At 35.9% G+C, this 16378-nt stretch carries 10 protein-coding genes and 1 pseudogene; 4 read left to right on the plus strand and 7 right to left on the minus strand.

What is annotated here, in order from left to right; translation table 11 throughout:
• Window positions 1-2 precede the first annotated feature (2 nt).
• Window positions 3-1244: a cystathionine beta-lyase gene (gene metC / locus OZD70_RS00550; RefSeq protein ID WP_275020157.1), complete on the plus strand. Its 1242-nt coding sequence runs from the start codon at window positions 3-5 to the stop codon at window positions 1242-1244.
• The gene (locus OZD70_RS00555) at window positions 1219-2778 is read left to right on the plus strand and encodes a Mur ligase family protein (RefSeq protein WP_275020159.1); all 1560 of its coding nucleotides are present in this window, start codon (window positions 1219-1221) and stop codon (window positions 2776-2778) included. Before metC ends, OZD70_RS00555 begins: the two co-directional genes overlap by 26 nt.
• Here the strand turns inward: OZD70_RS00555 and OZD70_RS00560 are convergent.
• From OZD70_RS00560 to OZD70_RS00580, 5 genes are all read right to left on the minus strand, one after another.
• On the minus strand, window positions 2760-3494 hold the full coding sequence (locus OZD70_RS00560; protein ID WP_275020161.1) for a ComF family protein: 735 nt from the start codon (window positions 3492-3494) through the stop codon (window positions 2760-2762). The two genes, OZD70_RS00555 and OZD70_RS00560, sit on opposite strands and share 19 nt — an antisense overlap.
• A 124-nt stretch (window positions 3495-3618) precedes the next feature.
• Window positions 3619-3747: a hypothetical protein gene (locus tag OZD70_RS00565; protein WP_259346652.1), complete on the minus strand. Its 129-nt coding sequence runs from the start codon at window positions 3745-3747 to the stop codon at window positions 3619-3621.
• Window positions 3748-3765: 18 nt separating this feature from the next.
• Window positions 3766-4053, minus strand: coding sequence for a hypothetical protein (locus OZD70_RS00570; protein ID WP_275020163.1), 288 nt, complete (start codon window positions 4051-4053; stop codon window positions 3766-3768).
• Between the two features lie 249 nt (window positions 4054-4302).
• Window positions 4303-7098 carry an excinuclease ABC subunit UvrA gene (gene uvrA, locus OZD70_RS00575; RefSeq protein ID WP_275020167.1) on the minus strand — a complete coding sequence of 932 codons (2796 nt, stop codon included), beginning with the start codon at window positions 7096-7098 and terminating at the stop codon, window positions 4303-4305.
• A 512-nt stretch (window positions 7099-7610) separates the two neighbouring features.
• The gene (locus tag OZD70_RS00580) at window positions 7611-8123 is read right to left on the minus strand and encodes a hypothetical protein (RefSeq protein WP_275020170.1); all 513 of its coding nucleotides are present in this window, start codon (window positions 8121-8123) and stop codon (window positions 7611-7613) included.
• A 210-nt stretch (window positions 8124-8333) separates the two neighbouring features.
• Here OZD70_RS00580 and OZD70_RS00585 point away from each other — a divergent pair, with 210 nt between their 5' ends.
• A complete protein-coding gene (locus tag OZD70_RS00585; protein ID WP_275020172.1) occupies window positions 8334-8738 on the plus strand; it encodes a hypothetical protein in 405 nt (134 codons plus the stop codon).
• Window positions 8739-8840: 102 nt separating this feature from the next.
• On the opposite strand, the gene OZD70_RS00590 is transcribed toward OZD70_RS00585, so the two are convergent.
• Window positions 8841-12056, minus strand: coding sequence for an AIR synthase-related protein (locus tag OZD70_RS00590; protein WP_275020174.1), 3216 nt, complete (start codon window positions 12054-12056; stop codon window positions 8841-8843).
• Between the two features lie 107 nt (window positions 12057-12163).
• Between OZD70_RS00590 and OZD70_RS00595 the strand changes: the two genes are divergently transcribed.
• Window positions 12164-14959 (plus strand): PD-(D/E)XK nuclease family protein, encoded by a 2796-nt coding sequence (locus OZD70_RS00595; RefSeq protein WP_275020176.1) that lies wholly within the window; start codon window positions 12164-12166, stop codon window positions 14957-14959.
• A 317-nt stretch (window positions 14960-15276) separates the two neighbouring features.
• Here the strand turns inward: OZD70_RS00595 and OZD70_RS00600 are convergent.
• Window positions 15277-16240 (minus strand): annotated as a pseudogene (locus tag OZD70_RS00600) (IS110 family transposase).
• Between the last annotated feature and the right edge of the window lie 138 nt (window positions 16241-16378).

The raw sequence follows: 16378 nt of genomic DNA on the forward strand, positions 1-16378 counted from the left end.
ATGTGAAGGAAGAGTCTATATTAGTTAAAGCAGGAAGAAAATTTAATGACTATAAAGGTTCTATGAACCCGCCAGTTTATCATTCTTCTACCATATTATTTCCTACTTACAAGGACTACTTAAATGCAGCAAATGGAGAAAGTATATACAATGTAATCAACGATGGTGTTGCAAGGGATTATAGCTACAGTAATGTTGGTACTCCTACTGTTCATTATCTTTCAAATGCACTTGCTGAAATTGAAGGGAGTGGACAAGCGCTTATTTATCCTTCCGGACTATTTGCACTTACTTTTGCTATTTTGACTTTCACTAAAGCGGGTTCGCATGTCTTGATACAAGATAATAGTTATTACCGACTTAAGAGATTTGCCGAAAATGAGCTACCAAAAAGAGGAATAGAAGTAACTTTTTATGATCCAACACAGGATATAACTGATTTAATTCAGAGTAATACTTCATTGATAATGATCGAGACTCCTGGTTCTGTAGCGTTTGAGATTTCGAATGTAGAGCATATAGTAAAAGTTGCTAAAGAACGTGGAATTGTAACCGTTTGCGACAATTCATGGGCCACTCCTTTGTTATTTAAGCCGCTTGATTATGGAATTGATGTTGCACTATATGCGGTGACAAAGTATCTAGCCGGTCACTCAGACTTATTGATGGGGGCTATTATTGCTGAAGGTGAAATTTTTAAATTGCTTTATGAGAGCTATAAAAATTATGGAGTAACCATTCAATCGCACGACTGCTACCTTGCACACAGGGGACTAAGAACACTGCACACACGTATGAAAAGGCACCAGAATACAGCAATGGAAGTGGCAAAGTGGCTAGAAAAACATTCAAAAATCAAAAAAGTTTTGTATCCAGCACTTCCCTCCCATCCTCAACACGAATTATGGAAAAGTTACTTCAAAGGAGCAAGCGGCACATTCAGTATAGCACTAGATAGAGAATATTCATGTGAAGAACTAAGCTGCATGGTTGATCATATGAAAGTTTTTAGTATCGGTGCTTCTTGGGGAGGGTGCGATAGTTTAATATTACCAATAGATCGTAGATCTATGTCAAGATCTGTAATGAATTCAGATTATGGTGGAAGTTTTATACGGATATTTTGTGGACTGGAAGATCCTGAAGATTTAATCTTTGACCTTAATGATGCACTAAAAAGGTTATCATGCTTAGACTTTCAAAACGATGAAGTAGAACATGAAACTGAGAGAATTACTGCATGATATTGTTGATGTTAACTTTGACGTTGAAATCAAGGGCGTTACATGTAATCCCAAGAGAGTCAAGGAAGGTTATCTTTTCGTTTGTGTATCTGCTCAGCTCATGACGCTGGAATCTAGAAGACCAGCACGTGTCCAGATTCTTCCTACTGGATCCCGGTATCACGCACACGACTGTGTAGACGTTGTCATACAAGGAACCAAAAAAGATGTCATCCCAGTGCTTGACTACTTGGATCCAGAAAATTTAATTGCAAATGAACACACTAAGCAATTGCATAATGAAAACTGGATTCCAGTGTCAAGCACTGGAATGACAAATACTCCGAGTTTTGCAGTGCTTGACCACCCCAACCCTCAAGAAATATACAGCGAAATAGTCAGCAGGTTTTATCAATTCAAACAGCCCAAATATGTTGCTGCTGTAACGGGTACGAATGGTAAAACTTCAGTAGTAGAATTTTGCCGTCAGATCTGGCAGAATGCTGGCTATAATGCTGCGTCTATTGGAACACTTGGAACATGCATCAATAATGGTAGAAAAGGTAATAGCAACAGTCTTACCACTCCAGGTGTAGATGACCTTTACGCAACGTTGCGTGGTACAAATGTAAAACGCTTAGTGTTGGAATCATCAAGTCATGGGATTGATCAATATAGAATCTATGGATTAAAGTTGAGTGCTGCAGCTTTTACTAATTTTTCGCAAGATCATTTAGATTACCATAAAAATCTTGGTGAATATTTAGAAACTAAAAAAAGGTTGTTTTACGAGGTATTACCAGAAGGAAAAACAGCGATTTTAAATGCGGATATAGATGAATACGGCGCATTGCTTAAAATAGCTGAAAAACGCAGCAACAAAGTTATCACCTATGGGAAAAAAGGCTCTGATATTACTTTGTTAAAGCAAACACCAGCACCAAACGGTCAACATTTTACAATTAAAATTGGCGATGAAATTTATGACATGTTTTTTCCGGTTCTGGGGCAATTCCAAGCATATAATCTGTTGTGTGCAATGGGTATAGTTACCTCGTCTAGACTGAATTACAGAGAAATATGCGTAGAAAAACTCGTTTCTCCACCAGGAAGAATGGAAAAAGTGAAACCTTTTGCATTTGTGGATTACGCTCATACTCCAAGTGCGCTTAAACAAGCCCTATTGTCTTTAAAATGGCACTTCAATAAAAAAATAATTCTAGTTTTTGGTTGTGGTGGCAATCGTGATCAAACAAAACGCGCAGAAATGGGTAAAGTAGCACAAATGTATGCAGACAGAGTGATAATCACTGATGACAATCCGCGTGATGAGAGTCCTGCAGAAATTCGTCGTGGTATTTTACTACATTGCCCTGATGCGCTAGAGATAGAAGATAGAAGGGAAGCTATAGAGAAAGGAGTAGATATTGCCTATAACGAGGGTATGATTCTGCTAGTTGCAGGAAAGGGGCACGAAAGATTTCAAATCATAGGGAATCAAACCTTTAAGTTTAGTGATGTTGAGGTTATTAAAAATCACGTTTTAACATGCTGATTTTCACAATCATTCACCGTTCTTGCAAGCGATAGCACTCTCACTTCTTTTGCACCGGAGTTTAAAATTTCTTGAGAGCAAGATCTTACAGTTGCTCCGGTTGTTACAACATCATCAACTAATATCACGATTTTATTTTTGATAATTTCTTTGTTGCTTGTTTTAAAAGCCTTCTTTAAGTTTTTTTCACGCTGTTTAAGTGAAAGACCAGCTTGAGGCACAGTATGGCGAAGACGTTTTATTGCAAATGGCGTATAGGATAAATTGGACAACTTACTCAACTCTTTTGCAAGCAATGCTGCTTGATTATATTTACGTTTAAACAAGCGCATTTTATGTAACGGTATAGGAATTATGACTTCTGCATTCTGAAACGTATCCCGATTAGCTTGGTGTATCCACTTTGCATAGATTTTTACGTAATTCAAATTATCAAAAAATTTGAAATTTATAATCATGTTTTTACTATGTTGATCATAAGCAAAAACTGATCTTAATACTTTAAACGGTGGAGGATTGATGATGCACTTACCACACGTATGAATATTGTCTGAGATTACTACGCCACAAACATTGCAGTAATGCTTAGTTAGAAAATTGATTTTTTTGTTGCATTCACTACATAGATTAAGATTTTCATCAATGATATATTCGCAACTTACGCATACGTTCGGAAATATAAGATTTGTAGCTTTTTTTAGTAAGAGAAAGTTCATAATTCATGAGTTAATTAAATATATTATAAGATAATTTATATAGTATAGCTAAAGTAACTTGTGCTTTCACTTTTTATTTCATCTCAATGTAATTCAAACTTAGCCACTGCTGAAAAAGCAGAACTTATAACTCAGTTTGCGATATGCCATTGACTAAAGTAGTCTTCGAATCACTCCGATGAGACAAAAGCTCTGGCTCCTGTATTTCACTCAACTTACTTTGCACTTTGTCACAAGCCCACACAAGTGACATTATGATTGACGCGGCAGCCTAAATGATAGCAGCGCAAGCATAACTTACAATCTTGTTAAATACTTCAGCTACTGCACTAGCACAATCTTGCCCAGCACTTAAAAATGCATTTGAATGATCAACTAATGATTTTGTACTTGCTTTTAAACAATAGTCCCCTGTTGTTTTTGACAATAACTTGGCTGAAAAGTATGACAAATATGCTACCATCAAAAATAAAGGTTGCAATATTATGCTGGCTGCTAAAATAGCACCAAGTGCACACAATGAATACATTTTCTCTGCCCTGTAACCCACGTTTATCATTGTTTTTATAATACTTGTTATAATCGTCTTTACTTCCAGCTCCACAAATTACATCTTCCACAGGGCCTAATACATTATCAACATAATGTACAGACTTATAGAAACTATTTTCTGGAACTAGTGTGAATCTTCTGCTCTCTTAGCAGGTACAACTCCATATTCAACGTACCTTCTAAAGTATTGATATACTGACATTCTTATCTCCAAATCATAAATATGCAACCTAGCCTAATATAATTAAGAAATAGTTTATAATAAATATGTTTTAAGATGCCTGCCTGTAACACTCTCTGGAATTTTTGCCACTTCTTCTGGAGTTCCAGTAGCAATCACTTCTCCGCCTTTTATTCCGCCCTCTGGTCCGATGTCTATTATATAATCTGCAGTTTTGATAACATGCAAATTATGCTCGATAACTATAACAGTGTTTCCCAGATCGACTAATCTATGAAGTATTTTTAGTAAGTTATTTATATCTTCAAAGTGTAATCCAGTTGTTGGCTCATCAAGAATATACAATGTTCTTCCGGTAAATCGTTTTGATAGCTCTTTAGACAGCTTTATTCGTTGTGCTTCACCCCCAGACAACGTTGTTGACGACTGCCCGAGTTTTATATAGCCAAGCCCAACTTCCTGCAAAGAAACCAACTTTTCTTTTACCATTGGAAGGTTTTCAAAAAAATCACAAGCCTGATCTATCGTCATATCAAGCACATCAGAGATTGATTTTCCTTTATAAGTAACTTCCAATGTTTCACGATTATACCTTCGCCCTTTACACTGCTCACACTTCACATAAACGTCCGGTAGAAAATGCATCTCTATCTTTAAGTGCCCATCACCTTTACAAGCCTCACACCTTCCCCCTCTGGTATTAAATGAAAATCGACCTATATTATATCCCCTTGCTTTTGACTCCGAAAGACCTGCAAACCAATTTCTTATATGAGTAAACATACCGACATATGTTGCTGGATTTGACGCAGGAGTTCTACCAATTGGCGACTGATCAACTTCTATAACTTTATCTATATATTCAAGGCCTTCTATTCTATCACACCGACCATACCGTGCAGACGAATGATGTATCTTATGTGCTGAATATTTATATAACGTTTCTATGACTAAACTTGATTTTCCCCCTCCTGATATTCCAGTAACACAAATAAGATTCCCTATAGGAAATTTAACGTTCACATTTTTTAAGTTATTTTCACATGCATTTATTACTTTTATGAACTGAGTTGCTTGCTTTCTTCTCCTTGGAATTAAAATTTTTTTCTCTCCACTCAAATATTGCCCTGTTATGCTCCCTGAATTTCCTTGCACCTGGTCTGGTGTTCCTTCTGCAACAACTTTTCCACCATTTACGCCAGCTCCAGGACCAATATCAATTGCATAATCAGCAGCCATTATTGTATCTTCATCATGCTCAACAACGATTACAGTGTTACCCATGTCTCTCAAGTTTTTCAGTGTAGCAATTAACCGATCATTATCGCATTGATGAAGTCCTATCGAGGGTTCATCAAGCACATACAGCACTCCTGTTAAACCAGAGCCAATTTGCGAAGCAAGTCTGATCCTCTGACTCTCACCGCCAGAGAGAGTGCTAGATTCTCGATCGAGCGTTAGGTAATTCAACCCTACATTCTTTAAAAATGTTAGCCTCTTGATTATTTCACTTAGTATTTTATTTGAGATTTGCTTCTGTTGTTCTGTGAGCTTGTCTGGCAAATTTTCAAACCACTTAAGGGATTTATCGATGCTGAGCCCTGATATTTCACCTATATGGTTGCTATCAATTTTTACTGTAAGTGCTTCTTTTTTCAATCTATAGCCAGTACATTCTCTGCAGTGAGTAACAGAGCAATATCGCTCGACAAGTGTTTCATCATAATCCATCTGATGTTCTAGGATACTGACCAAACCTTGAAATTTATCGGAGCCAAAGAGTATCATATCTTTTATTTCTTGATCTATGTTCTTCCATGGAATATCAAGGCTAAATTTGTAGTTTTCAGCCAGTGATAGAATTGCATTTTTTAGAAATCCATAACTTGTGTACATTTGGCGTGCTGTTTGCCCTACTGGCTTTAAAGCACCTTCAGATATTGAGAGCGTTTCATCTGGCACTATCAGCTTTACATCAATAGCCAGCTTTTTACCAAGCCCATTACACGAACCACATGCACCGTAAGGGCTATTAAAAGAAAATAATCTTGGTTCTATTTCTTCAAGAGTGAAACCAGACTCGGGGCATGCAAAATTCTCTGAAAAAGTCAGAATTTGACCATTGTTATACTCAAAATTATGGTTGTCAGGTAGGTTCACTACTTCTACATACATTAAACCATGACCAAGTTTTAGTGCGAATTCTATACTACTTGGTAGTCGATTTCCTATATCATCCAATATTGATATTCTATCTGCAACCACAAAAATGTCGTGTTTCTTATTCTTATCAAGTTTAGGCAAATCATCTACATTGTACACTTCACCATCTATTTTGAACCTTACGTAACCTTGTCTTTTAATTTCCAATATCTCTTTGAGATGTTCTCCCTTTCTACCACGCACAACAGGGGCAAGTATATATATTTTAGTTTCTAAAGGTAACGCAATTATAGTATCTACAATTTGAGATACAGTTTGCTTTGTTATCGGTAATCCAGTTGCAGGTGAATAAGGAACTCCTATTCGTGCATACACTAAGCGCAAGTAATCGTAAATTTCGGTAACAGTTCCAACCGTCGACCTTGGGTTTTTTGAGATTGATTTCTGATTAATGGATATTGCAGGAGAGAGACCTGTAATCGACTCAACATCTGGTTTATCCTGAATATTGAGAAATTGACGCGCGTAAGCTGATAGGCTTTCAACATACCGGCGTTGGCCTTCTGCATAAATCGTATCAAACGCAAGACTAGATTTACCAGAACCACTTAACCCAGTTATAACAACTAGCTTATTTTTCGGTATATTGACATCTACACCTTGCAGATTATGTTCCCTTGCACCCTTAACTCTTATAAAATCGTCCATATTATACTATATAACGTATTTTAGCCATTATAGCCTTAAAATACATGAATTTACAGTGATATGTTGATTTTCTATTGATTTTTCAACTGTTACGGAAAATTAGGCGGCGTTTGATAAATCGTCATTCCGCTACTTGTTAGCGGCTGAGATACCGCGACGGTATGACGGTTAAGTAGACCAGTGCTCCTATGATGTCATCCCAGTGTCAAGCACACAACTGTACGAACATTCATTTTTGAAGACAGCAAATGGTGTCATTCCAGTCTGGAATCCAGCTTCTATGCAACTTAATTAAAAACGTTTGTTTTAGCGTAAGACAACTACCTTTAGCTCATCAGCTCAGTTATAAGCAAAATTTTTGGATCCCAGACTGGAATGACACCCCCCTGATAGGCTCAAATCATAATGTTTGTACAGTTGTGAGTTTAGGCTACCTATAAACTCTAAACTGTTGTTACGCACCAAATACATCCCCAGGACCCAAAGTCAGGTCAGCTATATCAGAAAACAGGTTATGTGAAAATCTTAAAATACTTCTTGTTCGCCAAACAAAATAAATACATTCCTACAAACAAGCAGATGCTCAATACTGACGCATAAGAAAACTTAAAAATTAGATCTCTAATATATATTGATAAGCATTTACCTGCAGAAAATTTGTATAGTAATCCAACACATACAACAGCACTATCAACAACTGATGCTATAATTAAAGTAATGAAATTTGCCATATGCAAATTCAACTTGGACTTCAATTTTTCAAAAATAATTATGCTTGAGAGAAGAGAGACTAAAATTGCAGCATATGAAATCAATATCATCAAATTAAAAATTTGCCATTTAAAAACATAACATAGCGCTGTACACACTATTAAGCTGTACGTAGCTTTGCTTTTGCCATAAAATTCAACCATTGAATTTATAACTAAAGCAGCTCCCACAAATAAGGCAGCACATATCATTAATTTATTTGAAGTATTGAGTAAAGAAAGACTGATAAACAGGAGTATCGATAAAATAGACATAACTACCTACCCAAATTTAATGACATACATTTATTTTAAGTAAATATTGCACATAGTGAAAGAGTTATTTAGCATAATCAAAAAAATATTTTAGCTGGCATAACTATTTTCTCAATCTTTTATCTGCTTTTGTAATGTTCTTAATACTTAAGAAAATTTTTACTATATGCATGTTGAATATTATTTTATTCAAATTACAAAGAGGAATCTATGAGCAATAAGATACAGTTTAAAAAAGTAACCGATTACAAAGTTCATGAGGGTAAACTTCAAGGTAAAGATTATAAATACTATAGTATAATTTCAAAGAAAAATTTAGATCCTAATTCTAATGAAAAAAATTACTATGTAAGCATTGGTCCAGACGTACGTGGACAACAGGAAGAGTTTAATGGGCTATATAGTTTGCATATTTCTCATGCACCTGAGGGTATCGATTTTATGAACATTAGACACTTAAATTTAGTACGAGAACCTGAATATAACGAACAGAGTAGAACTGTAAATGCTGAATTAGAGTTTGCTCAAACAAGCGAACCTATTCAAGGTTTTTTTCATATGTATGGTGAATCCATGAGGAATCCACTTATGGATATCTCGATAGATTTAACATAAGTATACGCTTGATATAATAGCTTAAGTTTATTGACCATATCGTAGAAGGTTTGATTATAACTGATTCAGAAATTCTTTAATTTTTGATGCTAATCGAACCTTTTACGTGTAAAAACTATAACTATAAGCCAAACTTTCTACTTTCATTTCAATAATATCCTTTATATTTAGCACCTTTTTCTCTGTTACTTTGCCAATATATGAATAAGCCGCATCTTCAAACAACGCTTCAAACCTCTTCTGATTTTGTGGTGCAATAGTAACCAAAATTCTACTTTGCGATTCAGAAAACATTATTATTTTGTTTATTATGTCTGTATTTTGTGTTTTTCCTATTGGCACTAGTGAAAGATCAATTTCAGCACCGAGATCTCCTGCAATTAGCGATTTTGCCAGAGCAATAATTAATCCGCCCAAGTTTGGTGCGATTGCAGAGGCAATTATGCCATCTTTTATTGCCTGGTTGTAATGCTCATACAACTTCCTAGCGCTCTTTGCATCAACTTTTGGCACGTTGTTATTATCTATTCCACTATATAACTGATATTCAGATCTGCCAAGCTCATCGTGAGTTGTACCAAGCACATATATCAAGTTCCCTGGCATTTTTACATCAAGTGATACCGCATTTTCAATATTTTCTATAATTCCAATTGCTGAGATGAGTAATGAAGGTGGTGCAGAGATTATCACTTTCTCGCCATTTTCATCATATCCCTTGAAGTCATTGAACATACTGTCTTTTCCGGATATGAATGGTGTTTTAAATGCAGTTGCAAAGTTGTAACAAGCCTCTGCAGCTCTCTTTAGCTGCCATAGCCTTTCTGGATTATAAGCATCACACCAGCAAAAATTATCGAGCAACGCTAGATGATTTATATTTCCTCCTGCAGCTACGTAGTTGCGTATGGCAGTGTCAATCGCACATGCTGCCATGTGATAAGTGTCAATTTCTCCATAACTTGAGCCAAATCCTTGCGATTTTACAACACCTTTATTTGAAGAAAGAATTGGCCTTGAGACGATAGCTTCGCTGCACACTCTTCCTTTGCCTTGCAGTGGTTTCAGTATTGACGATCCTTGAACCTCATGGTCATATTGCACCACTATGAACTCTTTGCTGCAAATGTTTGGTCTGCTCAGCATTTCTTTTAGTTCAGTTTTTTGGCTTGATGTCATGCAAGTAGCTGACACGCAAAGGGTGTCATGAAAACTGGAATCCATTTCACATTCAATTCCACCATTAGATGAGTTTTGGCGTAAAATGTTTACAGGCTTTACCTGCTGGATCCCAGTGTCAGCTACTTGCATGACAGGAAAGGATACAGCAGACTCCTTAGACCATAGTTTCGTCTGTAAATGCACTTTGGGATTACCATCATGCAGAAATTCAGTTTCGATGTCCATTATTACTTTCCCTTCAGGACATTTAACGACAGCTTTACCTCTTTCGTTAAATTCTCCAATCACACAAACCTCCACATCATGTTTTTTCATGGTTTGCTTAAACATAGGAAGATTTTCTTCTGGCACTGCTAAGGTCATTCTCTCTTGTGATTCTGATATCCATATTTCCCACGGAGCTATACCATCGTTTTTAAGGAGAACCTTGCTCAAATCAACTTCAAATCCGTCTTTTCCCATTTCACCAATTGACGATGATAGACCGCCTGCTCCATTATCCGTTATTGCATTATAAAGACCAAGATCTCTTGCTTCTAAGGCAGCATTGGATAATTTTTTTTGTGTTATAGGGTCACCAATTTGCACAATTGTTGAAGGGCTGTTTCCCGACAATGCCTCTGAAGAAAAAGTTGCACCGTGAATTCCGTCCCTTCCAACTCTTCCACCAATAATTACGATTTTATCGCCGTTTTTAGGTCCTTTGATGTGTGAAGGTACATTATTTATACTGCGCGGAATAATTCCTACGCTGCCAACAAAGACTAACGGCTTTCCACAAAATCTATCGTCAAAATATACCGATCCAAGTTGTGTTGGAATACCAGAGCAATTACCAGCAACATTAACACCGTGAATCACTTCTTTCATTATATATTTTGGCGGTAAGATCTCATCAGTGCGCTCTTTATCCCTATAAAATTTGCCTTTTGCTTTTTTGGCAAAGCAGAAATAATAGGTATTCATTATAGGCTCTGCGCCTTTCCCGAAACCAACTATATCACGATTAACTCCAAGCACTCCGGTTATTGCTCCACCAAACGGATCAAGAGCTGAAGGGCTATTGTGAGTTTCAACTTTATCTACAATCAAGTAATCGTCATCAAAAATTATTCCTCCTGCGTTGTCGGAGAAGACTGACACGCATATGTCAGAATTTATCTCACGCGTTGCACGCTTAATATAATGAGCATATAGACCGTCTTTTATTTCATCAATAGGGGAGCAAAAAATATTGTGTTTACAATGTTCAGACCAAGTCTGTGCCAGAGACTCAAGTTCAATATCATATGGATTTCTACCGAGTTTTTTAAAGTAATCCTTTATAGCTTTCATTGCTGCCAGCGAGAGCCCTAAAGTGCCATTACCATCGATTCCATCTCTGCTGATTTTTTCAAGCTCTTGGTCACTTACATTTAAATCAACAGGTTTAGCCCCATTACTACCTGATGTAATTCCAGTGCTTGACACTGGAATCCAGTTTTCATTATACAACTGCTTGAAGTTTTCTGGATCCCAGTGTCGGAGCACTGGGATGACACCAGGTGTAGTATTCGATTTACCATAATATTTACAGCTATAGTTCTTACAGATAAGTGTGCAATACTCAGTGATAGGGTTGAACTCTTGTTTTATATCATCTTCGGTTGGCAAATTCCCTTGACTTAGAATCAATTTTGAACTTCTTGCTTTTATCTCAATTGATGTCATTCCAGCCCTTTCGTCCGTCATCCCAGTGCCCTGACACTGGGATCTATAGATTCCAGCGTCACGCGCTGGAATGACAGAGGGGGAAATTTGCATGACAGATGGATCGATATAGCCTTTGCTTATTAAATATTCTGTAATAATTTGTTTTGCTGTGTTGCCTACATTGTCGGTCATGCCAGGTAAAAAGCTTATCTCCAAGCCCCACTTTGCTTGTGGTTCTATGAAGTTATATTGAACTTCTTCAAGGTTTTCATTGTAGGAATAATAACGGCAGTCTTGTATGACTTTATTATAAAACAGCCCACAAATTTCTTCATATAATTTTGATGGTAATTCTTTGCTTATGTAAATCAAGTAAACATTAACTACCCTTCTGCGGCCAACTTGTTCACATTTATTTAAAACTTCTATTCTGATGTTTGCCATGTAATATTGTGAAAGACTTTAATATATCATAGCATAAGAAACTGCGAGCACATTTATATTTTGAGTGATTTCTGCATAATAAAATATTGTATTAATTGTTACTGTTAGTGGGAAGAGTTTTTACTGTTAATGTGGATGAATCCCTTTTTGATGTGCTGGTTCAGCACATATTTTCTGAATATGAAAGAGAAAAAATTCCCGAGATAAAGATCATACTTCCCTGCAAAAGGGATGTAATAGCGCTGCTGAGTGCGTTCAAGAATTATAACGCTAAAAAATGCATAATTTTGCCAGAGATAGTTTCACTGGAAAACATTGATGAAGAGGATTTAATATTAAATCTTGATAGAGTTAAAGTTATCAATCCAACAAAGAGGATGCTGCTACTCATTCAATTTATATTGGAGTGGAATAGAAAAAATAATGATAATTTCCCTATTGATTTAGCTTATAGCCTGCCATCATTGCTTCAATCTACCCAAACAACGGATTGTTATCAATTCGATGAACATTCAAAAAAAATAGAGAATTTCATAAGCTTACTCATTGAGAGTTGGAATAAAATTTTAAAAGATTTAGGAGTAGTAGATATATTAGAACATAAGAGTGATTACATAAACAATATGATAATCTCTTTAGAAAAAGACCAACATATAATCTTTGTTGGAATTGGAAAGGATAAGTCGTTAATTAAGGCTATATATGACCTGCCGTTTGGAAAAATAATTTTGCCTAATCTGAATTTGAAAATTAAAGAGAAAGATTGGCAATCACTTGATAAAAAACATTATCAATATTGCCTGAAAGATCTGCTAGGTTATTTAAGTATAGGCAGAGAGGATGTAAGTTTTCTGCCAAAAGCATGTTCTCCAGTGCCCAGACACTGTGATCCAGAAAACTTAACTTTAAATGAGCGCACCAGGTGGCTGTACAATAGAAACTGGATTCCAGTGTCAAGCACTGGAATGACACCATCTACTACTCAAATTACCTGCAAATTACAATGTTCGTACACTAAAAATCAGAGGGCTGGGATGAAAGGAAGTCCTGAGCTAGATTATGTCTTTGATACAACTGCTGATCTAAGCAAAGTTAGCAATGGACATATTGGCAATATTGAAGTCATCACTTGTGATTCCAGAGAGGAAGAAGCACAAGTGACATCATTAATTATAGAGAATGAAGGTTATGAAAACGTTTCTTTGGTTGTCTTTGATAAATTGCTTGCAGCTCGTATAGCATGTTTATCAAGGCAACACAGTGCCATACCGGAAAATTATCCTTATATAACACTCCTACTTTATAGTATCGAAGTTTTGACCTCAAATTGGAGCAGTGTGTCATTACTTTCGCTCCTTAAACATAGGCTAGTGACTTTTGGTTACACTCAAGAAGAGTACTCTCGGATTTTATCTGAATTTGAAATAGAGATATTACGTAGCTTTAGTATAAACGGTCTTGACGATATTATAAAAGCTATTAATACTCATAAAAAGCTAAAGCATGAAGAGGATATATTGCTTATTATCAGCAAGTTAGATGTTGTATTTAATCTTTTACTTGATTCTATAAATTACCCTATTTCTGATGTGGTGGCAACTCATTTGCAGTGTATTAATATGCTATCTGGTATAAATTTTTCAGAGTTAAATAATGAAATAGGTAATTTTACCTGTAATTTCTCAAATGCATGTGAGGGTGTAGAAATTAAATGCTCCTTAGAGTTATATAGCCAAATTCTGACCTTATTTTTAGAGAAAGAGTTTTTTTCTGTAGCAAATGACTTGAATAAATTCAGCTTATATCACAACAAAGTTGTGATACTCGCTGGATTTAATGAAGCGCCAAGCTTTCAAGGGCCGCTTTTGAATGCACTTACGAGAGAAAAATTTAACCTTCCTTCTGCGCAAGAAGAGCAGGGGTATTTTTTTTATACTTTACACAATTTGTTTTGCGCAAGTAAGGTTTATATTACAAGATCGCTAAGCCATAGAAAACCAATTCTATTGCAGCGTTTGGAAATTCTGCTTAAGGAGGGGAAACAGCCGTATCGTGATTGGCTGAGGGTATTAAATACACCTGAATGTACTGTTCCATGTACTCAGCCTATGCCAAAACCTCAAACCGAAGTTAGAAAAGAAAAAATGCAGGTGATGTCTTGCAGTGCAATAGAAAAGCTAATTCGTAATCCTTATTCATTTTACGTTGAATATATACTGGGCCTTAAACAATTAAGAGACTTGAATTTTAAGCCATCGATATTGGAATTTGGCACTATGGTACATAACATTCTTGCAAGATATTTACGCAACGAAAAGTCGCTGATGAGTATTGCACGAGAAATGTTCTCAACCAGTCAATTTAATTTTTCAAATATGTGGTGGATAAGACTACAGAGGGTAATTCAATCTTTTGTCGAACTTGATGAAACTCGAAGCAATTATGTTGAGTTGGAAAAGAGTTTTACCTATCCAATATTTCCCGTTTCAGTGCATAACGCTGAAAATATTGGAGTGACAGAAGAAATTTTACTGACAGCAAGATGTGATAGAGTTGAGTATCTACCAAGTGGGCAAGTGGCAATTATAGACTATAAGCTTGGTACACCACCTTCCAATGAAGAAGTAATGTCGGGATTTTTTCCGCAATTAATTTTACAAGCCTTAGCGGTAGAACATATAACAAAAAGAGAAGTCTCAGAACTTGCTTATTGGAAACTTGATTATGATAAAATAAAAGTTGTATCTATACAAAATTATAGATACAAAATGCAAGAATTAAAAAATGATCTGCCTGGTTTTTTATCTAATTATTTAAGTAATTCCACACCTTTTATTGCCTCTCCATATTTTCTGAGATTTAATAGCTATAAACAACTAGAAAGGGTAGGGGAATGGTTGTAAATGGTGTCATCCGAGTAGCCCCTATGATGTCATTCCAGTGTTCCTTTCTCGTCATCCCAGTGCGTGACACTGGGATCTAAATTTTTATGTAAAATTATTATATTTGCAAATAGACGCAAATTGGAAACTACAAAATGAGATCCCAGATATCAACTATGTTTTTTTAAAAGTTTTTTATTTGTGTAACTTTGTTCAATCATGTGGGCAATAAAAACCCGTGTGTCATAGAAATAAAATTTTATATCAAACAGCTGTCACAACAATTTCTGCTTAGCTAATGAATATGTGCTTTAAGTCTGTGTGGACGCACATATTCATTAGCTAATTTCAGTTACCGTTGTAAGAGTATGCAAATTAATTGCTTCTTTAAGTCTTGCATTAGCAATTACTATAATTTTTCGCATTAGAGCTGTTATAGCCACCATCTTCTTCTTACCACTTTCAATAAGCTTAGAATAAAAGGCACCAAGTGCAGATTTGGACCTTGCAGCAGCCATGGTTGCTGTAAAAAGCTTTGAACGAACGTTACTTCTTCCACCTATAATCCTTCGGTAGCCAATAGCTTTACCACTTTCCTTAGGATGAAGCGCAACACCTGCAAGGCTTGAAATTTGCCTTTTATTTAAAGAACCAAGTTCCGGTATGAGACACAATAAACATTGAGAGGTTTTTCTACCTATTCCAGGAACTGTTTCAAGAATTTTTTGGCATTATTGCAATTCAGGATTTTCATTGACTATTTTTTGTATAGCTTGATCAAGCTTTTCTACCTGGTTGTTGAGGAATTCAATAGCTTGTTGACAACTTTCCTTAATGTAATCATTTCCAGGAGTTTTTAGCCTATTCTTGTCTTGAACAAGCATTTTCGTAATATCGTCACGACGCTGACAAAGTGCAAACAAGGTGGTTTGTTCTTTTGAGATAGGTGTAAATAGCTGCAGATGTCTACACCGCTCAGAACCATATTGGGCAAGCGCTTTTGCATCAAGACTTTGCCAAAGTTCCATGAGATAGAATGAAGTTTTTAACTTGACGAGTATTAGCACGATGCACAGCAATTTTTCTATCAATAAGAAAATACAATAAGCCAAGCTCATAACCTCCTGTAGCTTCTAAAATTGCCATGGAGTTAGGCAAGATATTTGAAAATTTTTGGTAGAATTGTTTCCAACCAACACAACTATTGTCAAATTTGATGACACCTTTTTGTTCATTAACTGCAGTAACAAATTCAAGTTTTCCAATATCAATGCCAATAAAATTTTGATAAGATGTAACCATAAATAACCTCGAGAGTTTTAGTTAAAGTTTAAGATTGTAAACGGGTGCATATATATGTCCCAAACAACTATTTAAACGTCTCGAAGGATAGGCTTGAGTACCTTGACTATCTACGTATGTTATAATACTACCGTCTTA

This window comes from Wolbachia endosymbiont of Drosophila tsacasi (assembly GCF_028982115.1).
GTDB lineage: Bacteria > Pseudomonadota > Alphaproteobacteria > Rickettsiales > Anaplasmataceae > Wolbachia > Wolbachia pipientis_B.

Bases quoted from the DNA above. Each gene is read 5' to 3' on its own strand.
- OZD70_RS00555 (WP_275020159.1), top strand. From the start codon at position 1,219: ATGAAACTGAGAGAATTACTGCATGATATTGTTGATGTTAACTTTGAC.
- OZD70_RS00560 (WP_275020161.1), bottom strand. From the start codon at position 3,494: ATGAACTTTCTCTTACTAAAAAAAGCTACAAATCTTATATTTCCGAAC.
- OZD70_RS00565 (WP_259346652.1), bottom strand. From the start codon at position 3,747: ATGTCACTTGTGTGGGCTTGTGACAAAGTGCAAAGTAAGTTGAGTGAA.
- OZD70_RS00570 (WP_275020163.1), bottom strand. From the start codon at position 4,053: ATGATAAACGTGGGTTACAGGGCAGAGAAAATGTATTCATTGTGTGCA.
- uvrA (WP_275020167.1), bottom strand. From the start codon at position 7,098: ATGGACGATTTTATAAGAGTTAAGGGTGCAAGGGAACATAATCTGCAA.
- OZD70_RS00580 (WP_275020170.1), bottom strand. From the start codon at position 8,123: ATGTCTATTTTATCGATACTCCTGTTTATCAGTCTTTCTTTACTCAAT.
- OZD70_RS00585 (WP_275020172.1), top strand. From the start codon at position 8,334: ATGAGCAATAAGATACAGTTTAAAAAAGTAACCGATTACAAAGTTCAT.
- OZD70_RS00590 (WP_275020174.1), bottom strand. From the start codon at position 12,056: ATGGCAAACATCAGAATAGAAGTTTTAAATAAATGTGAACAAGTTGGC.